This window comes from Myxococcus xanthus (assembly GCF_006402735.1).
Taxonomy (GTDB): domain Bacteria; phylum Myxococcota; class Myxococcia; order Myxococcales; family Myxococcaceae; genus Myxococcus; species Myxococcus xanthus_A.
Window position 1 is genome coordinate 8,169,032 of sequence record NZ_CP017174.1, and the last position, 22,330, is coordinate 8,191,361.

Here is a 22,330-nt window from a genome sequence, read left to right on the forward strand (position 1 = left end):
CCTCCCAGGGAAGCGGCCCGTGTGCTTGCGGGCCCTCACGCGCCGGTGGGGCAGCGTGAGGGCCGAATCGAAGCGCCCTGTCTCAGACGGCCTTCAGGCGGCGGCCACCTGACGGCGTGGCGCTCTTGGCAGCATCCCGCAGCGCGTCCTTCTTCTCCTCGACGCGCTCCCAGGTGAACTCCTTCTCCGTACGGCCGAAGTGACCGTAGGCGGCGGTCTTCTGGTAGATGGGCCGCAGCAGGTTCAGGTACTCGGTGATTTCGCGCGGACGCAGGCCGAACGTCTTGCGGACGGCCAGGGCGATGCGCTCTTCCGGAACCGTGGCGGTGCCGAAGGTCTCCACCATGACGCTGACGGGCTCGGCCACGCCGATGGCGTAGGACACCTGCACCTCGCAGCGCCGGGCCAGGCCCGCGGCCACCACCGTCTTGGCGATGTGACGGCCCATGTACGCGGCCGAGCGGTCCACCTTGGACGGGTCCTTGCCGCTGAACGCGCCGCCACCGTGACGGCCCATGCCGCCGTAGGTGTCCACGATGATCTTCCGGCCCGTCAGGCCGGAGTCACCCATGGGGCCACCCACCACGAAGCGGCCGGTGGGGTTGATGAAGAACTTCGTCTTGTTGTCGATGAGCTTCTTGGGCAGCGCCTTCGCGATGACGTCCTCGCGGATGGCCTCCTGGATCTTCTTGTTGGAGACCTCTTCGGAGTGCTGCGTGGACACCACCACCGCGTCGATGCGGACGGGCCGGCCGTCGCGGTACTCCACCGTCACCTGGCTCTTGCCGTCCGGGCGGATCCACGGGTGCTGCTTGCGACGCACATCCGCCAGGCGGCGGGTGATGGCGTGCGCGTAGTGGATGGGGGCCGGCATCAGCTCCGGCGTCTCGTCGCAGGCGAAGCCGAACATCATGCCCTGGTCGCCGGCGCCCTGGTCCTTCTTGTTGTCGACACCCCGGGCGATGTCCTGGCTCTGGCCTTCGATGGCCACCATGACACCGCAGGTGTTGCCGTCGTAGCCCATGGAGCTGTCGGTGTACCCGATGCGGCAGATGGTGCTGCGGACGAGCTTCGGGATGTCCACGTAACAGTTCGTCGTCACCTCACCCGCGACGATGGCGAGGCCCGTCTTGACGAGCGTCTCCACGGCGACGCGCGCCTGAGGGTCCTTGGCGATGATGGCATCCAGCACACCGTCGGAGATCTGGTCGGCGATCTTGTCCGGGTGGCCTTCAGTGACGGATTCAGACGTGAACAGGAAGTCGGTAGGCATGTCGTCTCAGAGGCTGCGCTGACAGTGCGCGAAGGCCGGACACTAAACGTGGCGTCCTAGAGGAGTCAAACGCGCAAGAGGGCTGCATCATTCAACTTTTCGGAATCCGCCAGGGCACAGCGACCAGGCTGCTACGGCCGGATGGCCGCCTCCCGCCCCAGCATGAATTTCGCGAGGCGCCGGACGTTCCCTTGGGCTAACAGACGTCCGCGCATCCGCTCTGGAGGAACAGCCCGACATGAACGCCCGCTTCCGTACCCTCGCCTTCCTGGCCACCTTCGCCTTCGCCCTCCCCGCGCTCGCCGCGAAGGAAGACCCCGTCGCCAAGCCGGTGAAGACCGTGGTGCAGTCCGTGCGCTACGAGCGCGACGCCCTGGCCCTCAAGCACTTCGGCAGCGCGGAGCAGGGCAAGTTCCTGCTCGGCGATAACTGGGACAAGGGCACCGAGGCGCAGCGCAAGGAGTTCGTCGCGCTGTTCCAGGACCTCTTCGCGAACATCGCCTTCCCCCGCGTGCGGGAGAACTTCAAGAACCTGGACACCATCACCTACGAGCCCTCGCAGGTGCAGGGCGCCGAGGCCACGGTGGCCTCCACCGTCTTCATCAAGCACCCGCTGAAGACGCAGGAGATGAAGCTCAAGTACCGGCTGGTGAAGGAGGCCGCCGCATGGAAGGTCGTGGACGTGACGGTGCTGGGCTCGTCCATGCTCCAGGACATCCGGGACACGCAGGTGAAGCCGCTGATGGAGAAGGGCGGCTGGGACCTCCTGCTGGAGCGCATGCGCACGGAGCTGGCGAAGGTGAAGAAGAAGTAGCCCGCCCCCGCCCGGCGGCCGGGCCACCAGGCTCCCCGGCCGCCCCACTGTTTTCGTGGGGTCCGCGCATCGCGTAGAGTCGCCCCTCCCCCATGCCTGGCCGATGACCGACCCCGCCCCCGTGCAGTCCCCCGCCCCCAGGCAGCAGCCCTCCGCCCGCGAGGTGGACGCGTTCTGCATGCAGTACGCACCCCGGGCGCCGGGCCACTCCGCCGTGCGGGATTTGTACCGGCTGCTGTGCGACGTGCCCGAGGGCGGCCTGGAGGACCGGCTCCAGTGGGTGGAGCGCTGGATGCAGTGGCTGCGCGAGCGCATCCCCGCCCACGCGCTGGTGGACGCCTCCGAACCCGAGGTCTCCGCCGCCGACAGCCGGCTGGCCCTGATGGTGCGCGTGCTCGAAGGCGAGCCCGCCATGCGCGCCACCCTCACGCGGCTGGTGGCCGCCGTGTTCGAGGGCAGCCGGGGCCTCAAGCTCTTCGCCCAGGTGGGTCTGCCCGCCGGACAGGGCTTCTTCGCGGAGGCGTCGGACCGGCTCGCCCGTTCGCTGCTGCCCGCCCCTCCGGAGCCCGGCAAGCTGTCGGAGCTGCTGCTGCGCCTGTGCCCGGACCCGGACGACGCGGACTGGCTGGCACGGCTGTCCCCCGCGCGGCTCGCGCAGCTCGCGGCGCTGGTCGGTGAACCCGCGTCGCCAGAGCCCATGCCCGGCGCCCGCGTGCGCGCGGATTTGATGGACGCGCTGCTGCTGCTGGCGGTGCAGGTGGCGGCCCTGGGCATGGCCGAGGACGTGCGCGACCGCAGCCCGGAGACGTCCTTCCGCGCATCGCCCTTCCTGCGGATGCGGCTGGTCTGTGACGCGGTCCTGGCGCGCGACGCGGCGGCGGACACGCTGCGGGACTTGTCGCAATGCGTGGCCGACTGCCGCCAGGTGGTGGGCAGCGTGTCACGCCACCTGGAGGACGCGGGCGTCAGCGTGGACCTGGTGTACCGGCTGGAGCGCATCCGCCGGGGCCTGGAGCGCATGGAGGCCATTGCCCGCGTGCTGGGGGCCCCTCGGGGCGAAGCGCGCTGGCGCGAGGCCATGACGCTGGTGTCGGACCTGCTGCGGCGCGCGCACGCGGACCGCTCCGTGGTGGAGCTGGTGAAGCGCAACATGCGGATGCTGGCGCGCAAAATCATCGAGCGCGCGGGCCACTCCGGCGAGCACTACATCACCAGCACCCGCGAGGGCTTCCACGCCATGGTGCACTCCGCGGCGGGCGGCGGCCTGGTGACGGCGGCGGCGGTGGCCATCAAGGTGTTCCTGTCGGGCCTGGTGCTGGCGCCCTTCTTCTCCTTCATGGCCGTGGGCCTCAACTACGCCCTGTCCTTCCTCCTCATCCAGGCCCTGGGCTTCACCCTGGCCACCAAGCAGCCGTCCGTGACGGCGGCCACGCTGGCGGGCGCGGTGGGGGAAGGCGCCCGGGGCGAGCGGCTGGCAAATCTGGTGGAGCTCATCCCCCGCATCACCCGCTCCCAACTGGCGGCCTTCGCGGGCAACCTGGGCGTGGTGGCCCCGGTGGCCATCGTGTTCGCGCTGGGGTACCAGTTCATCACCGGCCACGCCTTCATGAGCCAGGCCAAGGCCCAGGCCATGGTGGCCTCGCTGCACCCGTGGAAGAGCGGCACGCTGCTCTTCGCCGCCATGACGGGCGTCCTGCTGTGGATGAGCAGCGTGGCGGGTGGGTGGTTGGAGAACTTCGTGGTGTACCGCAGGCTCCCCGAGGCGCTGGCCCACCACCGCCTGCCGCGGCGGCTCCTGGGCGAGGCGCGCGCCCGCCGGCTGGCGGCGGGCTTTCAGCACGCGGCCTCTGGCCTGGGGGCCAACGTGACGCTGGGCTTCATGCTGGCCCTGGCGCCGGTGGTGGGCCGCTTCTTCGGCCTGACGCTGGACGTGCGCCACGTCACCTTCGTGCTCGGCTCGCTCTCCCTGGCGGGCACGGCGTTGGGGCCCGGGGCGGTGCTCCAGCCGGAGTTCCTGGCGGCGCTGGCGGGCATGGCCCTCACCGGCCTCATCAACTTCTGGGTGTCCTTCTCGCTGGCGCTGGGGGTGGCCGTTCGCGCCCGTGACGTCCCGACCCGCGAAGCCCTGCCCTTCCTGCGCGCCGTGCTCGCGCACCTGGTGAAGCACCCGCGCTCGTTCCTTTTGCCTCCCAAGGAACCGGAAAACAACGTGCTGCGGGTCTCCGCGCCGCCCGCCCCCTGAAAGTGGGCCCTGGGGCGCCCCGCCATGACGCGGGCGTCCGTGGCAGGGCAGCGGCCTGCCGGCCGGGCTTTGCCTTTCGGGCCAGGGCGTTTGCCGGTAGGGTCGCCGCCGTATGAGCGGCGATAGAAATCCGAACTCCCACTCCCGTTTCGCCCACGCCTTCGCCGGACTGCTCGTCCGCAGGCCTGGGGCCGTCCTCCTGGTGATGCTGGCCCTGCTGGCCGTGTCGCTGTGGGGGACGTCGAAGCTCCACATCAACTCCAACCAGCTCGACCTCATCTCCCAGGACCTGGAAGAGGTGAAGGACGTCAAGCAGGTCATCGACATGGTGGGAGGCAGCGGCTTCCTCATGGTCGCCCTGCGCTCGTCAGACGAGGCCGCGCTCAAGCGCACCGCCGACGACCTCGCGAAAATCATGCAGGACGACAAGGAGAACGTCCGCAACGTCTCCTACAAGCTGCCCGTCGAGTTCATCCAGCAGAACATGGTCCTCTTCGTGAAGACGGAGGACCTGGTCGAGGGCAAGCGCCGCATCATGGCGTTCCTGCGCGACAAGCTGAAGCGCAGCAACCCGTTCTTCATCGACCTGGGCGGCTCCAAGCCTGTCGAACTCGACATGCAGGACCTGGTCGACAAGTACTCCTCCATTGGCAAGAAGAGCATCCGCGACGACTACAACATCTCCAACGACAAGAAGATGTTGATGATGCTCGTCAAGCCGCTGTGGGACAACACGGAGATCGGCAAGACGAAGGACTACCTCGAGCGGCTCAAGGGTCAGCTCGAGGCGTACTCCACCCAGCCCGGCAGCGTGAAGCTGGTGGAGGACTACAAGCTGATGGGCGATGACAAGACCATCGCCTACGGCTTCACCGGCTCCTACAAGACGACGGTGGATGACTCCTACGCCATCGAGGAGTCGCTGGAGCCGGTGACGCTCATCGCCCTGGGCTCCATCTTCATCATCACCATCATCTTCTTCCGCAAGCTGGCGCCCACCTTCCTCGTGGTGATTGGCACGGTGGTGGGCACGATCTATACGCTCGGCTTCACCTACGCGACGGTGGGTGAGCTGAACATGATTACGTCCATCCTGGGCGGCATCCTGCTCGGCTTCGGCATCGACTACGGCATCCACTTCGTCTTCCGCACGCGGCTGGAGCTGGGCGCGGGCAAGCCGTACGACGTGGCCATCCGGGACGCGGTGATGAACGCGGGCCGTCCGGCCGCGGTGGCCGCGGTGGTGACGGCCGGCTCCTTCTTCGTGCTGATGGTCAGCGAGTTCCGCGGCTTCAGCCAGTTCGGCTTCCTGGCCGGCGCGGGCACGCTCATCCTGGGCCTGACGCTGTTCTGCTGGAGCGCCTCCATCCTGGCGCTGGCCGGCCGCATCAACCCGGAGCTGCCCCAGAAGCTCATCGGCGTGATGAAGCCGCCGCCCACCAACTCCGCCACCACCGGCAAGGAGCTGCGCATCCCCAAGCCGAAGCTGGTGCTGGGCATCAGCACGGCCATCGTCGCGCTCATCTGCGCCGCCGCGGTGCCCTGGGCCGGTTCGGAGGAGCCGCCCAAGGGCGTGGAGCTGGGCTTCTTCGAGCGCCTCAAGTACGGCGTGAGCTTCAACTACAACACCCGCGCGCTCATCCCCGACGGCATGTCGTCCGTGCTGCTCCAGGACGAAATCAACGAGCGCTTCAACATCTCCAGCGACCCGATGGCCATCTACACCAAGGACCTGGACGAGGCCGAAGGTGTGTACCGGGAGCTGACGCAGAACGCGCACAAGTACCCCTCCATCGACCAGGTGGTGAGCATCTTCACCTTCGTGCCCCCGGCGGAGACGGCCGCGGCAAACGCCAAGGTGCTGGAGGAGTGGAAGGCGGAGATGAAGCAGTTGGAGGACGAGGGCTTCTCCGTCGCCGCGCTGCCTCCGGAGATGCAGGCCAACGCGGGCTTCTTCCAGAAGGTGCTGGACGCCAAGCCCTTCGACGTCCACGGCGTCCCGCCCAACTACACCGCCCAGTTCCGCAACCTGCCTTCCGCCAAGCCGGAGAACCACGGCTACCTCACGTTCATCTACGCGAGCGTGGACCTGATGGACGGCCAGAAGATGCTGAAGTTCTCCGATGAGACGAAGGTCATCAAGGCCGCGTACACGCCGGGCAAGTTCGACCAGGACGCGTGGGACCCCAAGACCCCCACGGTGGAGAAGGAGTTCCGCGCCGCGGGTGCCACGCAGCTCTACGCGCGGCTGGCGCGCATCGTCCTCTGGGACGGCAAGGTCACCGTGGTGCTCACCGCGCTTTGGATCCTGGCCATGCACTTCCTGGACTTCCGCAACGTGAAGCTGGCGCTGGCGTCCGTGATTCCGCTCGGCGTGGGCGTGGCGATGATGCTGGGCATCATGGCGCTGACGGGGCTGCGCCTGAACTTCATGAACATCATCATCCTGCCCATCCTCCTGGGCTTCGGGGTGAGTCACGGCCTCTACCTGCTCCACCGCTTCCTGGAAGGCACCTCACCCCTGGTGGCCTTGCGCAGCGTGGGCGCGGCCGTCGCGTCCTCCACGCTCACGGCGGTGGTGGCCTTCGCGGCGCTGCTGGCCGCGGCCCACAACGGCCTGCGCTCCATGGGTCTGGTAGCGTGCATTGGTCTCATCACCACCCTGGTGGTGTCCTTCACGGTGCTGGCCGCGGTGATGCAGCTCATGTACGACCGGCGTCAGCGCGAGTCGGGCGCGTCCTCCGGTGAGGGCGGCTCGACTGGCGGTGGCAAGGACTCCGAGCCGAAGGCGGCCTGAGCCGTCTGGCTCGGGCGTGTACCTGAAGGAGGCCCCCTTCCCGCGGAAGGGGGCCGGGAGAGGGACATCATGATGAAGCGACTGTTGCCCGTGCTCGGGCTGGGCCTGCTGTCCGGATGCTCCGCGGTGAAGAATCAGCGGCTGCGCAGTGACTACGACACGGTGGACAAGCACCAGGTGAAGCGCCTGGTGGTGGTGACGCAGCCGCTGCCCGATGGCAAGGTCGCCGTGGGCGAGCTGTGGAGCCTCATCGCCCGCCAGTGGGTGAACCAGAACCGCGACTTCCTGGTGAAGGAGAGCGCGGCGCTGCCAGACGTGCCCACGGACGCAACGTTCAAGGCCCTGTGCGTGGAGGGGCTGGAGGGCGTGCTCTGGCTGTCCCCCCAGATTCAGCTCCGGGGCAGCGGCGCGGAGGCCGCGGTGCACGCGAAGCTGGTGCGCTGCCGCGACGGCGAAGAGGTCTGGTCCGCCGAAGCCGCCGGGAGCTGGAACTCCAAGGACGAGGACTACGAGCAGCGCGTGGGCCAGTACGTCCAGGAGCTGGGTGAAGAAGTGGCGCCCTACGTCGTGCCGTCCAGCAAGCTGCTGACGGCCACGCTGGACACCTTGCCCAATCCCGAACTGAGCGAAGCGGACAAGGACGAGAAAATCGAGCTGGGTGAGTAGGCTCCCTGCTCGTGGATGAGCAGACCGTCGCGCTGAGACTGGCCCTGGCCGCCCTGCTCGGGGGCGTGCTGGGCCTGGAACGTGAGGTGCGCGGCCAGGCGGCCGGGCTGCGCACCCACATCCTCGTCTCCCTGGGCGCGTGCTGCTTCACGCTGGCCAGCGTCTTCATCGAAGTGGCGTTGGGCCCTGACACCCCCGAGGGTACCCGGGGCGACATCAGCCGCATCGCCAGCCAGGTGGTGGTGGGCATCGGCTTCCTGGGCGCGGGCGTCATCCTGCGCCACAACGGACAGGTGAAGGGCCTGACGACGGCGGCCAACCTCTGGCTCACCGCGTCCGTGGGCCTGGCCGCCGGCCTGGGCTTCTACTTCGCCGCCGTCACCACCATGGCCATTGCCCTGCTGTGCCTGGCGGGCCTGCGTCCCCTGGAGCGCGCCATCAGGCGCTACCGCAAGCGGCACCGCGCGACGCGCACCCCGGACGTGGACGAAGACGCCGAGGCCTAGCGACGCCCGCGCCCCGGACGTCCGGCCCGCGCTGTTGCTTGTGCCACATTCGCAATCAAGTTACAACAGAACCCAGGAAACCAAAAACACCGTCCCGACGTGACTCCGCGGCGGCGCATCGCCGCGGCATGCCCTGTCATGTCCGCGCGGCCGGAGCCCACCATGCCCGAGAGAAACCGCACCATCATCCAGCTCGTGTCGTCGGCGAAGCGCCAGCTGAAGAAGTACGACCCGCGCGTGCGCAAGCATGTGCTGTTCGTGGAGGGCAAGCCATGACGGCCCCCGCGGCCGCGGCCCGGCTGCCGGTGACGGTGCTCTCCGGCTTCCTGGGAGCGGGCAAGACGACGCTGCTCAACCACGTCCTCCAGAACCGGGAGGGCCTGCGGGTGGCGGTCATCGTCAACGACATGAGCGAGGTGAACATCGACGGCCGGCTGGTGAAGACGGGCGGCGGCGCGCTGAGCCGGGTGGACGAGAAGCTGGTGGAGCTGTCCAACGGCTGCATCTGCTGCACGCTGCGCGAGGACCTGCTGTTGGAGGTCTCCCGGCTCGCCCGGGAGGGCCGCTTCGACTACCTGCTCATCGAATCCACCGGCATCTCCGAGCCGCTGCCCGTCGCTGAGACGTTCACCTTCACGGACGAGCAGGGCCAGGGCCTGTCGGACGTGGCGCGGCTGGACACGCTCGTCACCGTGGTGGACGCCCTCAACTTCCCGCGGGACTGGAACGCCGCGGATGACCTCGCCGCGCGCGGACTGGCCGCGGCGGACGAGGACGAGCGCACCGTGGTGGACCTGCTGGTGGAGCAGGTGGAGTTCGCGGACGTGCTCGTCCTCAACAAGACGGACCTCGTCCCGGCGGAGGAGCTGGCCCGGCTGAAGGACATCCTGCGCAAGCTCAACCCGGACGCGCACCTCGTCACCTCCGAGCGGGGCCGAGTGCCCCCCTCCGCCGTGCTCAACACCGGCCGCTTCGACTTCGAACGCGCGCGGCGCGCACCGGGCTGGCTCAAGGAGCTGCGGGGCGAACACACGCCGGAGACGGAGACCTACGGCATCCGCAGCTTCGTCTTCCGCGGCCGCGTGCCCTTCCACCCCGCGCGGCTGTGGGACTTCATCCACGAGAGCTGGCGGGGCGTGCTGCGCTCCAAGGGCTTCTTCTGGCTCGCCACGCGGATGGACATCGCCGGCGTCTGGGCCCAGGCGGGCGGCGCCTGCAGCTTCGAGCCCGGCGGCGTGTGGTGGGACGCGATACCCCGCGCCGAGTGGCCAGAGGATGCCCAGGCGCGCGCCGACATCGAGCGCGAGTGCGTGGGCCCACACGGAGACCGGCGGCAGGAAATCGTCTTCATCACGCAGGACGCGGACCATGAGGAGATGGCCCGGCTGCTCGAGGCCTGTCTGCTCACGCCGGCGGAACTGGCGCGCGGCCCCCAGGGCTGGGCGCGCCTGGAAGACCCGTTCCCCGAATGGCAGGTGCAGCGGACGGACGCGCCCGCCGAGGACGAGGAGCATGCCTGATGCAGCCCGCCCTCCGCCCCCTCGCGCCGCCCACTCATGCCTTCGTGTGGACGCCCGAGGAGCTCGCGGACATCTACCGCGCGGCGCTGAAGGCGCGCATCCGCGACCTCACCCTGTCCCATGAAGAAAAGCGCGCGGCGCAGGACGCGGTGGCGTCACTGCCCCGCGACTCGAACCCCAACCGCGTGACGAACCGCTGCGCGCTGACGGGAAGGCCTCGGAGCAACCTGAGGCGCTTCGGCCTGTCGCGCATCGCGTTCCGTGAGAAGGTGCTCCAGGGAGTGATTCCCGGCGTCATCAAGTCGAGCTGGTGAGCAACGCCTCGGCGGCCGCTCAGTGGCGCGTGTACCGCCGCGCATCCGAGGGAGGCGCCTCGCGACGAGGCGCCGCATCGCCTTCCTCGCTGGCCCACTGCCGCGCCATGCCGGAGGACTCTCGGGCCGATGCCGGCACCGGGGACTCCTCGTCGGTGTCGTCGTGCGCCCAGCCCAGTCCGCCCGTCAAATCGTGCTGGAGCGGCAGGCCCGCCGTGGTGGAGGTCCGCCGCGCGGGCGCCAGGGCCTCCGGCTTGAGGTCCGGCAGGTGCGACAACTCCTCACGCAGATAGACATCCTCCCCGTCGATGTCCGCCACATCCGAAAAGGCCATCCGGCAGTCGCGCGTGAAGAGGCGCCCCCTGCCAATGAAGAATCCCGCCGCGTCCGCGGCGATGATGGTGCCCACCTTCTCACCGTCCCGGTCTCTCGCGGTCATGCCCATCTGGATGTTGGCGGGATTGAACATGCTTGCTCCTGGGGCGACCCCCTGTGCTCGTCCCAGCAAGTTGCACACGACGGCTCGCGTCCGGAATCCCCTTCGGGTCCGGTAGCCATGTTGGCAAGCCACCGCCGTCCGCCCCGCCCTCACGGGCGGGGGGTCAGGCCGTGTTCCGTCCCGAGGGCGGAGTCCCATGCTCGGAGGGCTCGTGGTCCGTGGGCTCCACGTTCCCTACACCCGGCGCGCCCGGCTCCATCGTCTCACTGAAGCGGCGGTCCATCTCCGTGCGCACATAGCGCTCGATTTCCTCCGCCGTGGTCAGCTCCATGGCGTTCTGCAACAGCTCCATGGCGGCCGCGCGGCTCACCCGGCGAAGGAAGCGCTTCACCACCGGAATCTGCCCCGACGTCATGGACAGCTCGTCGAAGCCCAACGCCAGCAGCACCAGGGTGTAGAGCGGATCTCCCGCCATTTCCCCACACATGGACACGGGGATGTTGGCCGCCCGGCCCGCGTCGATGATGCCGCGCAGCTGCCGGAGCACGGACAGGTGCAGGGGCCGGTAGAGGTAGGCGACCTCGCGATTCTGGCGGTCGATGGCCAGCGAATATTGGATGAGGTCGTTGGTCCCCACCGAGAAGAAGTCCGCCTCCTGGGCCAGCCGGTCGGCGATGGTGGCCGCGCTGGGCGTCTCCACCATGATGCCCACGGGGAAGCGCTTGCCCACGGGGACACCCGCGCGGCCCAGCTCCGTGCGGCAGGCCTCCAGCTCGCTCCGGGCCTCGCGCAGCTCGCTCACCCCGCAGATGAGGGGGAACATCAGCCGCAGGTTGCCGTGCACGCTGGCGCGCAGCAGGGCGCGCAGCTGGGTGCGGAACAGCTCCCGGTTGGACAGACAGTAGCGGATGGCCCGCAGGCCCATGGCTGGGTTGGGTTCCTTCTCGTGCTTCGTCTTGCCCGGCACCTTGTCGCCGCCCAGGTCCAACGTGCGGATGGTGACGGGGCGCCCGCCCATGGCCTCCAGCACCTGACGGTAGGCGCGGTAGTGCTCCTCCTCGGTGGGCGCCGTCTTCCGGTCCAGGAACATGAACTCGGTGCGGTACAGGCCAATGCCTTCCGCGCCGTGCGCCAGCAGTGAGGGGATTTCCTCCAGGAACTCGATGTTGCCGTTGAGGCGAATCTGGAAGCCGTCGGTGCTGACGGCGGGCAGGTCCTTGGTCGCCAGGGCCAGCCGCTCGCTCTCCTGGTAGCGGCGCTGCTCCTCGCGGAAGACGGCGAGCTGCTCGTCCGAGGGGTTCACCAGCACCACGCCCCGGATGCCATCCATGGCCACCAGGTCACCCGGCGAAATCTGTTCGCTGGCCCGGCCGGCGCCCACCACGGCGGGCGTCTCCCGCGCGCGGGCGACGATGGCGGTGTGGCTCGTCTGGCCGCCCAGGTCCGTCACGAAGCCCCCCACCCGGCCGCTGCGCGCCATCAGCGCCGCGTCCGCGGGGGACAAGTCATGTGCGACGACGATGGCCTCCGCGGGGACTTCCACTTCCTCATCCACCACCTGCCCCATCAGGTTGCGGATGATTCGGTCGGCGACGTAGTCCACGTCCGAGCGGCGCTCGCGGAAGTACTCGTCGGGGATGTTGTCGAACAGGTGCTTGATTTTGCGCGCCACGCGCCGGACGGCCCACTCGGCGTTGATGCGGTCCTCGATGATGAGCCGGTTCACCTCGTCCACGAGCATGGGGTCGTGGAGCATCAAGCGGTGCGCCTCGAGGATGAGGGCGTGGTCGCTGCCCTCGGTGCGCGTAATCTGTTCCTTCAGCTCGGCGAGCTGGCGGTCGGACAGGTCAATGGCTGTCTTCATCCGCATCCGCTCGGGCTCGACCTCCGCCTCCGCCAGCCGCAGCTTGGGCGTGCGGATGCGTTTGCGGTCCAGGATGAAGGCGTGCCCCACCGCCACGCCGGGAGAGGCACCGATGCCCAACAACCTCAGAGTGGGGGTGGCCTGGCTGCTCACGGTTCCTTCCGTTCCTGTCCGTCTACCGCGTTTTCCGACCAACCCTTCACTGCGCCTCGCCGAAACGGTCACCAATGAGCTTCGCCAGTTCCTGGAGACAGGCATCCGCGTCGTCGCCCTTGCAGGTGAGCTTCACCTGGGTGCCCTGGGCGGCGGCGAGCATCAGCACGCCCATGATGGATTTGGCATTGGCCCGCTGTCCCTGGGCTTCGATGGTGACCTCGCTCTTGAACCGGTTGGCCACCTTGACCATCTGCGCCGCGGCCCGGGCGTGCAGCCCCAGCGCGTTGATGATCTCGTACGTCCCTTCGACCACGCTTGCCATCGCGACTCCCACTCTCCTTAGAGGAATGCTCCCGCCACGCAGGCCAGACCCGCCGCGACATAGAGCACCACGTAGTTCGGCACCCGACGGCTGACCAGCACGTAGGACGCCACCCCCAGGGCCAGACATCCGGCCGCCAGCAGGGGCGCATACAGCCCACCCGCGTTGGCCCCGAATGACACCGCGAGCCAGGCGGCCACACCGCCCGCGCTCGCCGCCGCCACCGCCCGCAGCCGGGCCCCCCGCGCGGGGAGGTTGGCGCGAGCCACTGCTTCCACCAGCCTGTCGCCCAGCGTCAGGCCCAGCCGGTACAGGCGCACCCGCAGCAGCAGGTGCACCAGATTGTAGAGCACCAGGAACAGCGGCACCGCCCACACGCCCAGCAGCGGCACCAGCGCGGCGCTCACCGCCCCCGTCGCGGGCTTGAGGGACAGCCAGAAGAAGCCGTCCCCCAGCGCGGCCAGGGGCCCCATGAGCGCGGCCTTGAAGGCCACCACCTTGTCCGGCGTCTCCTCGCCCCGGGCAATGCGCTCTTCGTGGTTGATGACGCCGCCGACAATCGCCGCCGCGACGTAGGGGTGCGTGTTGAAGAAGACGAGATGCCGGCGCACCGCCTCCTCGCGCGCGGGCCCCTGGGGGTACAGCGCCGCCAGCGCGGGATAGACGGCGTAGGCCAGCCCCAGGTTCTGCATGCCCTTGGGGTTCCACGACGCCTGGAGGAAGAGCGAGCGCAGGAAGACGCGCAGCAGCACGCCGAAGGGCAACGTGGCCTGAGGCGTGGTGCTCATCGGTCCTCCAGGAGGAGGACGCATACGACGGACGCCGTCACCACCGCCGCACCCAGCCCCGCGTAGAGCGGCGCGCGCCGCGCGTGGCTGCCCTGCGCCGCGATGGCCGCCGCCACGGACGCCATGGCCGGCCAGGCCCACGCCAGCCCGCGCACCACCACGGGGGGCAGCGCCTGGAGCAGCGGCTCGATGAAGAAGCCCAGCAGCGCGCAGAGCGCGGTGAGCGTGCCGTACACGGCGAAGTGGGGCCACATGCCCCACAGGTTCTGCCGCATGGCGCGGGTGATGTTCCCGGCCTCCGCGGAGGCCAGCGCCACCCGGGCCAGCCGCGCGGTGTAGCCCTCCAGCAGCCGGTCACCCTTGCGGCCCACGCGTCCCAGGCCGATGAAGAGCAGCACGGCGAGCGACCAGATGGCCGGCGTGGAGCCCGCGCCCGTGGCCGCGGACAACGTGGCCGCGGCGGCGCTGGTGCCAGTGGCCGCCAGGGTGTCGTTCTCCGGCAGCGCGGCGCCCAGGTTGGCGGTGCCCAGGAAGAACAGCTCCAGCAGCATGCCGATGGCCAGACCCGACGCCACGTCATCGAGCAGTGCGCCCATGACGGTGGCGGCGACCAGGGGCCGGGACATCATGGCCTGGAGGAACGCCTTGCGCTCCAGTGCCACCAGTCCGCCCCACAGTCCCGCAAGCGCCACCTGGGTCCAGACGACGCTCACGCGCTCACCCGGCCTTCGCCCACCGCTCGCGGAGGTCCGGCAGGTCCACGGGCTTCTCGGCGGGCACCGCGCGGGCCGCCACCCGGACGCCCTGGTCGGCCAGTTGCTGGAGCGTCGTCAGCTCGGCCTCCGCCAGGAAGACGGACGGGGAGACCTGCCGGCGGCCAGTGCCGAAGTGCACGTTGCCCAGATTCAGCTCATCCATGGCCAGCCCGTGCGCATGCGCGAAGGGCACCGAGGCGACATCCCTCAGCAACACCAGGGTGCGCACACCGTCCTTGGACAGGGCGGCGAAGTCCACCTGGGACAGGGGCAGAATCTGCACCTCGATGGCGCTCTGGACGGCCAGGGCCATGGCGGCTCGGATGAGAGGACTGGAAGCCGCCTCGTCATCCGCCACGACCACCCGGGAGACTTTGAGGAACGGGAGCCAGGCCTCGACGACCTGACCATGGATGAGGCGGTTGTCGACGCGGACCAGGGTGATCACGGCAGTCTCGAATCGCCGACCCGCGCGGGTCCGTCAAGTTCGCGGCTGCTGTGCCTCGCGAAGCAGGGCGGATGCGCAGGTGATGTTGCGCTGGCCATGGGAAGCCAGCTGGTTGGCCATCTCCGGGAGCGACAACTCTTCCGAACGGAGCGAGTTCGCCTTCAGCAGCATGGGCAGGTTGACGCCAGCAAGGACCTCCACATTCATTCGCTGACACATCATCAGCGACTCCTTACAGGGCGTACCTCCGAAGAGGTCGGCCAGGATGATGACACCCGCACCCTCATCCACGCGGGCAATCGCCTGCTTCATCTTCGCCCGGATATCCTCGACAGGAGTCCCAGGCTCGATGTTGCAGGTTGCCACCGCGGGAAGCTCTCCCACGATCTGCTCCGCGGTGGAGACCAGCTCCTCCGCCAGACGTCCGTGCGCTGCGACGACGAGGCCGACCATGTCCGCTCCTGACCAACCCCCCGAAGCTGCGTCCTACGCCTGAACGGTGCGGCGCGCAACTCCGGCGAAAGTTTCCGCCCTGACCTCTGACCTAAGCTGCCTCTTCCTGCCTCGAAAGCTAAGACGAGCACAGCGGTGGTGCCCGAAATTTCGGGTCCGGCCGCGCACAGGGCTGTCGCCTGCCGGACGGGGGAGCGATACCGCTTCCCCCACACTCTATGAGATGCGCTGGCGACTTCCAGGGTGCGTCGAGAAGGACGCCAATCATTAGGCGCCGTATCAACCGCTCGGGAGGCAAGCAGGCATCCAGAGGTCGTCTTTGACGCCCGTTTTCGGCACGGCGGATTACTTGTGGGGATGCGGCGGGCCGGATGGGATGTGCCCGGCGTTGAACGCACCGGCCTGACTCCGGGGCGACGCGAGGACGTCATGGCCAAGACGAAGCTGCTGAAGCAAGGCGATGCGGTACCGGACATCACCCTCACCGGCGCGGGCGGGCAGTCGGTGCGGCTGCGAGACCTGGTGGGGCAGAAGGTATTGGTCGTCTACTTCTATCCGAAGGACGACTCGCCCGGCTGCACGGCGCAGGCCTGTGGACTGAGGGACCAGTACGAGGACTTCGTCGCCGCGGGCGCGGAGGTGGTGGGCATCAGCGGTGACTCGGTGGGCTCGCATGAGGGCTTCGCGGCGAAGCACCGGCTGCCCTTCAAGCTGCTCAGCGACGCGCGCGGCGAGGCGCGCGAGGCCTTCGGCGTGTCCACGTCGTTCCTGGGCCTGCTGCCCGGGCGCGTCACCTTCGTGGTGGACCGCTCAGGCATCGTCCGCGACAGCTTCGAGTCGCAGGTTCGCGTCGGCGAGCACGTGCGGCGCGCGCTCGAACTGGTGCGCGCGCTGGCGCAGGAAGGTGGCGCGCCGGCCTCCGCCGCGAAGTAGCGGGCGGAGGGGCACGCGCGGTGGCTCCGGGCCCCAGCGCCCCGCTGCGGCTAGCGCCGCAGGACGGTTGGAATCTCCGCGAGCGGCGGGAAGCCCCAGCGCGCGCGCTCCTCGTCCGTGACGTTGGGGTCCACCGGGTGGAGCGTCATCTCCTTCGATTCCGGGTTGAAGCGGTACTGGGTGCCGAAGCGCTGCGGAAGGTTGGCGTTCATCAGCCAGCGGTCCCAGGCCGCCGCGGCCAGCCACAGGCCGCGCGGGTGGCCCCGCTTCGCGGCCTCCGCCCCCATCTGCCGGGCCATGGCGTAGTCCTCCGGCGTGTTGCCGTGCTGGAAGATGAACCCCGCGGACATGAAGTCCGCGCCTTCCTTCAACGCGCCTTCGGCCAGCAGGGCCTTCACGCGCTCGCGCCGCTGCGCATCCCGCTCGGCGACCCGCTTCCACGCGTCCGCCCCATCGAGCGGCCCCTGGCGGTCACTCTGGTCCTCCACGAAGAGCGTCTTCAGCTCTGAACTCGAGGTGGGATGGGGGTCCGGGAGCGTGGTGATGCGCTCCACCTGCGCGAGGTACACCGGCTCCTCGCGCAGCGGCTCCAGGTCCGCGTCCTGCAACAACCACCCCACGTCGCGGAAGCCCAGTTCCACGGACTGGGCCAACCTGCGCAGCGCGACGTCCTTCCGGCCGAGCCGGGCCGCCGAACACGCCGCGGAGTACGCGGCGTTCGGGTCCCGATTCCCCGCCTCCAGGGCCTCTTCATAGAGGGCCAGCGCTTCCGCGAACTTCTCTTCTCGCGACAACGCGTCCGCCTTGCGCACCTGCATCCAGCCGGGCATCGGCGCGGCGGGCGGCTCCATGTGGGGCAGTCCGGCGGCGTCCGTGGAGGTCGCGGAGGCTTCAACCGGCTGCGTGGCCACGGGAGCCTCGGCGGGCGGCGCGGATTCGGGAGCGGAGGCCGGCGCATGGGCACACGCTGACATCAGCAAGCAGACAAGGGAGGAGATGAGCGTTCGCATGGCCAGCATCCTAAAGGACCCGCACCGCGCTCCGGTACGCCTTGCACGTGTGCCAGCACCGCACGCGCGAATCCCATGCGCGGACGGACGGGGCTGATCGCGTGCGTCACCGCGCCATTTCACTTGGGCGAAAGCGCCGGCGTACCCAGAGGAATGGACACAGGACGCGCGTTGGCCCAGGCCTTGCTCAATGCCTTTCTGTCTCGCGATGCACGCGAGGCGGAAGGAGCGCCGTCATGATGTTTCCCGATGAGAACTGGTTCGACGAAGTGGTGTTCAACCTGGGCCCGTTGATGGCTCTGAAGGTCGTAGGCGTGGTGATGCTGCTCGTCACCTATGCCCACCCATCGTGACGTGGCGGCACACCGCTTCCGTGCGCAGGGATTGCGCCGCGGTGGACGGCCACGGCTTCATCACGCAGAACACCGGACTGCGCGCGTTCCAGGCGCGTTATCGTGGGCCCATGTTCAACTCTTCCGGTAGGCGGTGGGGCGTCGCGGTGCTGTCCCTGGGAATGCTGGGCAGTGCGTGCGCGGCGCGGCAGGACGTGACTCCATCCGCTGAAGCGGCGCAGCTGACGCAGGAGACCCCGGCCATGGCAACGACCTTGACGTGCACGCTGAGCGGCCCGGCGCAGGTGCGCGCGGGCGAACCCGTGGAGCTGGTGTTCGAGCTCAGCAATCCCACGGCGCAATCCCTGCGCGTGCTCGGCTGGCACACGCCGCTGGAGGGCGTACGTAACAAAATCTTCGACGTGTCCCGTGACGGTGGCGCGCTCGAATACCAGGGGCCCATGGCGAAGCGCGGGCCGCCCACGGCCGGCAGCTACGTCACCCTCTCCCCCGGTACGTCGGTGGAAGGCAAGGTGGACATCGCTCGCTTCTATGACTTGCAGGCGCCGGGAACGTACCGCATCGCGTTCCGAGGCCCGCTGATGGACGTCGCCCGGGAAGGCGAACCGGTGCCCGCTCCGAATGGCGGATTCCGCCCTGCGGAAGTGCCATGCCCCGTGGTGGAGGTCACCGTCACGCCCTGACGGCAAGGACGCGAGCCTCGCGCGGACCGCTCTTCCGCGCGGGGTGGCGCGCCGTCAGCCCGCCACCAACATGGCACGCTGCCGCGCGGGGCGGATGCGAGCGGTGGCACCCGCGCCGAAGCGGAGGAAGTCCTCCTCCACGCCGTCGCTGAAGATGACGCCCTCCGACGCCATCCGCGACTCCAGCACCAGCTCGCGCTCCTCCGTCACGTCGCCCATCACCAGGCTGGCGCCCGAGTGACGGCTGGCGAAGGGCTCGCGCACCACGAAAATCAGCTGCGGGTCCTCCCAGCCCAGGCGCACGGGCGCGCACGGCACCCCACCCGCATGGGCCGTCACGCCTCGCGCCAGGTTGAAGATGGACGACAGCCACCCGGTGGCGCCCGCGCCCGTGGACACCACCACGCCGCTGGAGGACTGGGACTCCTCCTGGTCCCCGGTGCGCAGCCGGTAGCGCGCGGACACGTGGGAGCGCGCCCCGATGAACAAGTCATTGAAGGCCAGCAGCCGCTGCCCGTCATCCAAACGCGCCTCCGCCAACGTCACGCGCTTGAAGGCCGCCTTGCCCTCCAACACGCGCCGCACCGCCCCGCGCGCCCCCGAAACCGAATGGGGCAACAGCACGCCGTCGAAGCGCTCCGGGTCCGGATTCACGCCCACCAGCGGCTGCTCCCCCACGTACTTCGCCACGTTCGCCACCAGCCCGTCCTGCCCCGCGACGACCACCACCTCCTTGCCGGTGAAGAGGAAGGTGGGCACCAGGCTCCGGTCCACCTGCTGCACCGGCAGCCCGAAGGACAGCGACTCCCGCAGCGAGTCCACGTTGCACCGATAGGTTTCGTCCTCGCGGGTGAACTCATCGAAGTCCTGCCCCGCTTGCTCCACGTAGAACTTCGCCTGCTTCTTGGTGTTGAAGCGCTCCACCAGGCCCGCCATGCGCGTGCGGCGGGTGACGAGCACGATTTTCTCGTACATAGTCCCCTCCCCGGCCTCAGCGCTCGCGGCCCGTCGCGCCCACCAGCGAGCGCAGGAGGTCCGGCGACACGTTCAGCTCGCCGATGCGCTGCGCGTTCTCCGCCATCTCCCGGAAGGCCAGGGCGATGTTGAGCGCCGGGTCCCCACCACCCGCGGACGTGGCCATCAGCGTCTTCCAGTCCACCCCACGCACGGGCGCCAGCGTCTTCTCCAGCGCGTACGCGCGGGCATCCGCGGCCTGCCGCTCGTTGTCGCTCCAGCGCGTCATCAGCGCGGCGCGCTGCTCCTCCACCGCGATGTCCGCGGCCATCTTCGCCTCGCGAATCTGCCGCTGCCGCGCCTCCACCGCCAGCTCCGTGGCCAGCTCGCTCTCCTTGATGCGCCGCTCCTGCTCCACCGCGGCGTTGCGGCGCGCGTAGATGGCCTCATCCGCGTTGCGTTGCAGCGCCTCGCGCGCCTCGGCCTCCAGCGCCCGCGCCATCTCCGGCGCCGGCTTCACCGACAGCAGCGAGAAGGCCATGACCTCCACGCCCAGCGCCTTCACCGGCTCCGCCACGGCCAGGGCCGCGAGCACCTGCTGCTCAATGGCGTCCGAGCGCACCAGCACCTCGCGCAGCGTCAGCCCCTGCACCACCGAGCGCGCCCGCACCTGCGCCACCTGCACCAGCCGCTCCTCGAGCTTCTCCGGGTCGTCCGAGTGGTAGCGCCCCGTGGGGCCCAATGAGTAGTCCAGCAACGATGCAAGCCGGCGCGGGTCCGTCACCCGCCACGTGAGCTGCCCTTGCAGCGTCACCGCCTGGAAGTCCCGCGTCACCTCGTTGAACACGAAGGGCACGTCCGCGCTGGACAGCGGCACCGACACCAACGTCGCCGACGGCTTCCAGTAGAAGAACGAGAGCCCCGCCCCCTCCCGGACCACCTTTCCCGCCTCGAACCGCATCACGTACGTCGTCGGTGCCGCCTTCATGTAGCCGATGACCATGGGCCCTCCGTCCCGCTTCGTGTCTTTAGAACACCTAGTTAGTGTCAAATGGACACGATTTCAAGTCAATGTGCGGAAGCGCGAGGTGCGGGCCCACGGATGTCCGGTGCCGAAACGCGGTTCATCCGCGTTGCGACACAAAGCACACAGGTCTCATGGACGAATGCGCCGGTCGTGCGCAGGGTGGCGAGAGCCCCGGATCTGGCTTCATTGATGCCGGGCCAAGAGGAAAGGTGCATCGTGGCGACACACGAATGGCATCCGGTTGCAGCGAGATTTTCGCGCACCGACCATTCCGCTGCCGCACGCAGCCCCTACCTTTCCAGGGCACTTTGGGAGAGCGCATGCGGATCGCGGTGATTTCGGACCTACATCTCGGGCGGCGTGATGCCGCCGACCACTTCGGGCACGACGACTCCGGCTTCCTGCGGTTCCTCCGTTTCTTGGAAGGCAACTTCGAGCACATCGTGCTGTTGGGGGACATCTTCGAAACGCTCACCCCGCGCACGCCGGGACGGAAGGTGGCCGAGCTGCTGGCGGCCCGCGCGGCGCATCCGGAAATCGTCCGGCGCTTCGAGCTGCCGCGCTACCACTACATCCACGGCAACCACGACCTGGTGGCGGGCACCGTGCTGGGGGCGCCCGACCAGATGATTCTGGAGGCGGACGGCGTGCGGATGCTGTTCACCCACGGACACCATCACGACTGGATGATTCGCAAGGCGCGCCTGCTGTCGGAGGCGGCGGTGTGGGCCGGGGCGTGGCTGCGGCGGATGCGGATGCGGGCGATGTTCCGCTGGTTCCAGGCGCTGGACTTGAAAATCACCAACGCGCTGCCGGACCCGGCGCGGTGCACCTTCCAGCGCTGGGCCATGGCGCGGGCCAACGCGCATCACGCGGACGTCGTCGTCACCGGCCACACCCACCTGGGCCTGCGGGTGGAGCACGGCAGCAAGCTGTTCCTCAACAGCGGCACGTGCTCGGAGGGGCAGTTCTCCTTCCTCAGCCTGGACACCCGCGCCGCGAGCTACTCGCTGCACACCACCTGGTAGCCGCCGGGCCGCGGGCGGGCAGGAAGGCGGCAGGGAGCCCGGTCCACCGCTTCTTCCTCCCCCATACCGCGGGCGGGGGAAGTAACATTGGCGAATGTTCAGGCGGCTCACCGAGGCGCTCCGCGTCCTGACGCGACGCTCCCCGACAAGAGGCCCCGGCCCCACGCCGGGTGCCCCCCGGCAGATGCTCCTTTCAGACGTGCCCGCTGACGGCCGGCCCCGGACGAAGAAGCCGGCCGCGCGCCGGTCACCATCACGCACCACCCGGCTGGCGCGCTACTTCGACCTCCACGACGACTTCCGCATCCCCGGCCGGCCCGAGCTGAGCGACCCGGTGGCGGTGGATGTCCGCCGGAAGCTGGACTCCGTCTGGCTCTTCACCTCCGGCACCCGGGTGCGGAGCATGGGCAAGCTGCGCGTGGCGGTGACGCCGCCCGGACTGCCGCTGGACTTCTCGCTCGCGGGCGCGGGGCTCACCCCCGTCGTCTCCGCGCGGGTGGCCTCCGTCTTCCGGGAGCTGGCCCCCGATGACGTGCAACTGCTGCCAGTGGAGGTGGAGGACCGCGACGAGCCCCACTTCATCCTCGTCGCCACCCGGCTGGTGCGCTGCATCGACGACCGGGCCTGCGAGGAGGTCATCCACTACACCGCCGAGGACGGACTCCCCGAGCGCGTGGGGCACTACCGCAACGTCCGTGGACTCCGGGTCGATGCCACGAAGACGAACGGCGCCCGGGTGTTCCGCACCTGGGGCTGGCCGGTGAGCCTCATCGTGTCCGAGGGCATCAAGGAGGCCCTGGAGCATGCCGGCATCGCCGGCGCGCGCTTCGCAGAGGTGACGAAGCCGCCGCGCAAGCCCCGCCGGAAGAAGACAGCCTCCAAGAAGTCCCGGCCCAAGCGCCGCTGAGCCCACGCCGCCTCCAGCCCTTGCGGTTGCAACAGAGTTGCCACCTGGCTGGAAACTTGTGAGGTAGGAGCACTAACA

At 69.2% G+C, this 22,330-nt stretch carries 23 protein-coding genes; 12 read left to right on the top strand and 11 right to left on the bottom strand.

The window, feature by feature from the left end:
- Positions 1 to 82 precede the first annotated feature (82 nt).
- The gene (gene metK / locus BHS09_RS33560; RefSeq protein ID WP_140795450.1) at positions 83 to 1,273 is read right to left on the bottom strand and encodes a methionine adenosyltransferase; all 1,191 of its coding nucleotides are present in this window, start codon (positions 1,271 to 1,273) and stop codon (positions 83 to 85) included.
- A gap of 238 nt (positions 1,274 to 1,511) precedes the next feature.
- Here metK and BHS09_RS33565 point away from each other — a divergent pair, with 238 nt between their 5' ends.
- From BHS09_RS33565 to rpsN, 8 genes are all read left to right on the top strand, one after another.
- Positions 1,512 to 2,087: a Tgt2/MlaC family protein gene (locus BHS09_RS33565; protein ID WP_140795451.1), complete on the top strand. Its 576-nt coding sequence runs from the start codon at positions 1,512 to 1,514 to the stop codon at positions 2,085 to 2,087.
- A gap of 103 nt (positions 2,088 to 2,190) precedes the next feature.
- Positions 2,191 to 4,329, top strand: coding sequence for a site-specific recombinase (locus BHS09_RS33570; protein ID WP_140800074.1), 2,139 nt, complete (start codon positions 2,191 to 2,193; stop codon positions 4,327 to 4,329).
- A 112-nt stretch (positions 4,330 to 4,441) separates the two neighbouring features.
- Entirely contained in the window at positions 4,442 to 7,126 is a 2,685-nt protein-coding gene (locus tag BHS09_RS33575; RefSeq protein WP_140795453.1) for an efflux RND transporter permease subunit, read from the top strand.
- A gap of 69 nt (positions 7,127 to 7,195) precedes the next feature.
- Positions 7,196 to 7,792 carry an MXAN_6521/LA_1396 family lipoprotein gene (locus tag BHS09_RS33580; RefSeq protein ID WP_140795454.1) on the top strand — a complete coding sequence of 199 codons (597 nt, stop codon included), beginning with the start codon at positions 7,196 to 7,198 and terminating at the stop codon, positions 7,790 to 7,792.
- A gap of 11 nt (positions 7,793 to 7,803) precedes the next feature.
- On the top strand, positions 7,804 to 8,298 hold the full coding sequence (locus BHS09_RS33585; RefSeq protein WP_140795455.1) for an MgtC/SapB family protein: 495 nt from the start codon (positions 7,804 to 7,806) through the stop codon (positions 8,296 to 8,298).
- A 162-nt stretch (positions 8,299 to 8,460) separates the two neighbouring features.
- Positions 8,461 to 8,574 (top strand): 50S ribosomal protein L33, encoded by a 114-nt coding sequence (gene rpmG / locus BHS09_RS33590; RefSeq protein ID WP_140800075.1) that lies wholly within the window; start codon positions 8,461 to 8,463, stop codon positions 8,572 to 8,574.
- Positions 8,571 to 9,818: a zinc metallochaperone GTPase ZigA gene (gene zigA / locus BHS09_RS33595; protein ID WP_140795457.1), complete on the top strand. Its 1,248-nt coding sequence runs from the start codon at positions 8,571 to 8,573 to the stop codon at positions 9,816 to 9,818. The genes rpmG and zigA overlap by 4 nt, the downstream gene beginning before the upstream one ends.
- Positions 9,818 to 10,132 (top strand): 30S ribosomal protein S14, encoded by a 315-nt coding sequence (gene rpsN, locus BHS09_RS33600; protein WP_140800076.1) that lies wholly within the window; start codon positions 9,818 to 9,820, stop codon positions 10,130 to 10,132. The genes zigA and rpsN overlap by 1 nt, the downstream gene beginning before the upstream one ends.
- A gap of 19 nt (positions 10,133 to 10,151) precedes the next feature.
- On the opposite strand, the gene BHS09_RS33605 is transcribed toward rpsN, so the two are convergent.
- The 7 genes from BHS09_RS33605 to BHS09_RS33635 form a co-directional block, all read right to left on the bottom strand.
- Complete coding sequence (locus BHS09_RS33605) at positions 10,152 to 10,601, bottom strand: hypothetical protein (RefSeq protein ID WP_237077712.1); 450 nt, start codon at positions 10,599 to 10,601, stop codon at positions 10,152 to 10,154.
- Positions 10,602 to 10,734: 133 nt separating this feature from the next.
- Positions 10,735 to 12,588: a phosphoenolpyruvate--protein phosphotransferase gene (gene ptsP, locus BHS09_RS33610; RefSeq protein WP_140795459.1), complete on the bottom strand. Its 1,854-nt coding sequence runs from the start codon at positions 12,586 to 12,588 to the stop codon at positions 10,735 to 10,737.
- Between the two features lie 46 nt (positions 12,589 to 12,634).
- Entirely contained in the window at positions 12,635 to 12,913 is a 279-nt protein-coding gene (locus tag BHS09_RS33615; RefSeq protein ID WP_002633201.1) for an HPr family phosphocarrier protein, read from the bottom strand.
- A gap of 17 nt (positions 12,914 to 12,930) precedes the next feature.
- Positions 12,931 to 13,701 (bottom strand): PTS system mannose/fructose/sorbose family transporter subunit IID, encoded by a 771-nt coding sequence (locus BHS09_RS33620; RefSeq protein ID WP_140800078.1) that lies wholly within the window; start codon positions 13,699 to 13,701, stop codon positions 12,931 to 12,933.
- Positions 13,698 to 14,414, bottom strand: a complete 717-nt coding sequence (locus tag BHS09_RS33625) for a PTS sugar transporter subunit IIC (RefSeq protein ID WP_140795461.1) — start codon at positions 14,412 to 14,414, stop codon at positions 13,698 to 13,700. Before BHS09_RS33625 ends, BHS09_RS33620 begins: the two co-directional genes overlap by 4 nt.
- A gap of 4 nt (positions 14,415 to 14,418) precedes the next feature.
- Positions 14,419 to 14,904: a PTS sugar transporter subunit IIB gene (locus BHS09_RS33630; RefSeq protein ID WP_011556464.1), complete on the bottom strand. Its 486-nt coding sequence runs from the start codon at positions 14,902 to 14,904 to the stop codon at positions 14,419 to 14,421.
- A 33-nt stretch (positions 14,905 to 14,937) separates the two neighbouring features.
- Positions 14,938 to 15,357 (bottom strand): PTS sugar transporter subunit IIA, encoded by a 420-nt coding sequence (locus tag BHS09_RS33635; protein ID WP_140795462.1) that lies wholly within the window; start codon positions 15,355 to 15,357, stop codon positions 14,938 to 14,940.
- A 429-nt stretch (positions 15,358 to 15,786) separates the two neighbouring features.
- Here BHS09_RS33635 and BHS09_RS33640 point away from each other — a divergent pair, with 429 nt between their 5' ends.
- On the top strand, positions 15,787 to 16,290 hold the full coding sequence (locus BHS09_RS33640; RefSeq protein WP_140795463.1) for a peroxiredoxin: 504 nt from the start codon (positions 15,787 to 15,789) through the stop codon (positions 16,288 to 16,290).
- Between the two features lie 50 nt (positions 16,291 to 16,340).
- Here BHS09_RS33640 and BHS09_RS33645 read toward each other — a convergent pair whose 3' ends face one another.
- A complete protein-coding gene (locus BHS09_RS33645; protein ID WP_237079987.1) occupies positions 16,341 to 17,300 on the bottom strand; it encodes a TPR end-of-group domain-containing protein in 960 nt (319 codons plus the stop codon).
- A gap of 373 nt (positions 17,301 to 17,673) precedes the next feature.
- Here BHS09_RS33645 and BHS09_RS33650 point away from each other — a divergent pair, with 373 nt between their 5' ends.
- A complete protein-coding gene (locus BHS09_RS33650; protein WP_237079988.1) occupies positions 17,674 to 18,336 on the top strand; it encodes a protease in 663 nt (220 codons plus the stop codon).
- Between the two features lie 54 nt (positions 18,337 to 18,390).
- Here BHS09_RS33650 and BHS09_RS33655 read toward each other — a convergent pair whose 3' ends face one another.
- Positions 18,391 to 19,311, bottom strand: a complete 921-nt coding sequence (locus BHS09_RS33655) for a diacylglycerol kinase catalytic domain-containing protein (RefSeq protein WP_140800081.1) — start codon at positions 19,309 to 19,311, stop codon at positions 18,391 to 18,393.
- Between the two features lie 16 nt (positions 19,312 to 19,327).
- A complete protein-coding gene (locus BHS09_RS33660) occupies positions 19,328 to 20,293 on the bottom strand; it encodes an SPFH domain-containing protein (RefSeq protein ID WP_140800082.1) in 966 nt (321 codons plus the stop codon).
- Positions 20,294 to 20,637: 344 nt separating this feature from the next.
- Between BHS09_RS33660 and BHS09_RS33665 the strand changes: the two genes are divergently transcribed.
- Positions 20,638 to 21,345, top strand: a complete 708-nt coding sequence (locus BHS09_RS33665) for a metallophosphoesterase family protein (RefSeq protein WP_140795467.1) — start codon at positions 20,638 to 20,640, stop codon at positions 21,343 to 21,345.
- A gap of 184 nt (positions 21,346 to 21,529) precedes the next feature.
- Positions 21,530 to 22,252, top strand: coding sequence for an imm11 family protein (locus BHS09_RS33670; RefSeq protein WP_140800083.1), 723 nt, complete (start codon positions 21,530 to 21,532; stop codon positions 22,250 to 22,252).
- Positions 22,253 to 22,330 lie beyond the last annotated feature (78 nt).

Bases quoted from the DNA above. Each gene is read 5' to 3' on its own strand.
- BHS09_RS33615 (WP_002633201.1), bottom strand. From the start codon at position 12,913: ATGGCAAGCGTGGTCGAAGGGACGTACGAGATCATCAACGCGCTGGGG.
- metK (WP_140795450.1), bottom strand. From the start codon at position 1,273: ATGCCTACCGACTTCCTGTTCACGTCTGAATCCGTCACTGAAGGCCAC.
- BHS09_RS33620 (WP_140800078.1), bottom strand. From the start codon at position 13,701: ATGAGCACCACGCCTCAGGCCACGTTGCCCTTCGGCGTGCTGCTGCGC.
- BHS09_RS33580 (WP_140795454.1), top strand. From the start codon at position 7,196: ATGATGAAGCGACTGTTGCCCGTGCTCGGGCTGGGCCTGCTGTCCGGA.
- BHS09_RS33655 (WP_140800081.1), bottom strand. From the start codon at position 19,311: ATGTACGAGAAAATCGTGCTCGTCACCCGCCGCACGCGCATGGCGGGC.
- BHS09_RS33605 (WP_237077712.1), bottom strand. From the start codon at position 10,601: ATGTTCAATCCCGCCAACATCCAGATGGGCATGACCGCGAGAGACCGG.
- BHS09_RS33640 (WP_140795463.1), top strand. From the start codon at position 15,787: ATGGCCAAGACGAAGCTGCTGAAGCAAGGCGATGCGGTACCGGACATC.
- BHS09_RS33645 (WP_237079987.1), bottom strand. From the start codon at position 17,300: ATGCGAACGCTCATCTCCTCCCTTGTCTGCTTGCTGATGTCAGCGTGT.
- BHS09_RS33670 (WP_140800083.1), top strand. From the start codon at position 21,530: ATGCTCCTTTCAGACGTGCCCGCTGACGGCCGGCCCCGGACGAAGAAG.
- zigA (WP_140795457.1), top strand. From the start codon at position 8,571: ATGACGGCCCCCGCGGCCGCGGCCCGGCTGCCGGTGACGGTGCTCTCC.
- BHS09_RS33660 (WP_140800082.1), bottom strand. From the start codon at position 20,293: ATGGTCATCGGCTACATGAAGGCGGCACCGACGACGTACGTGATGCGG.
- rpmG (WP_140800075.1), top strand. From the start codon at position 8,461: ATGCCCGAGAGAAACCGCACCATCATCCAGCTCGTGTCGTCGGCGAAG.
- BHS09_RS33565 (WP_140795451.1), top strand. From the start codon at position 1,512: ATGAACGCCCGCTTCCGTACCCTCGCCTTCCTGGCCACCTTCGCCTTC.
- BHS09_RS33635 (WP_140795462.1), bottom strand. From the start codon at position 15,357: ATGGTCGGCCTCGTCGTCGCAGCGCACGGACGTCTGGCGGAGGAGCTG.
- BHS09_RS33575 (WP_140795453.1), top strand. From the start codon at position 4,442: ATGAGCGGCGATAGAAATCCGAACTCCCACTCCCGTTTCGCCCACGCC.
- BHS09_RS33665 (WP_140795467.1), top strand. From the start codon at position 20,638: ATGCGGATCGCGGTGATTTCGGACCTACATCTCGGGCGGCGTGATGCC.
- rpsN (WP_140800076.1), top strand. From the start codon at position 9,818: ATGCAGCCCGCCCTCCGCCCCCTCGCGCCGCCCACTCATGCCTTCGTG.
- BHS09_RS33570 (WP_140800074.1), top strand. From the start codon at position 2,191: ATGACCGACCCCGCCCCCGTGCAGTCCCCCGCCCCCAGGCAGCAGCCC.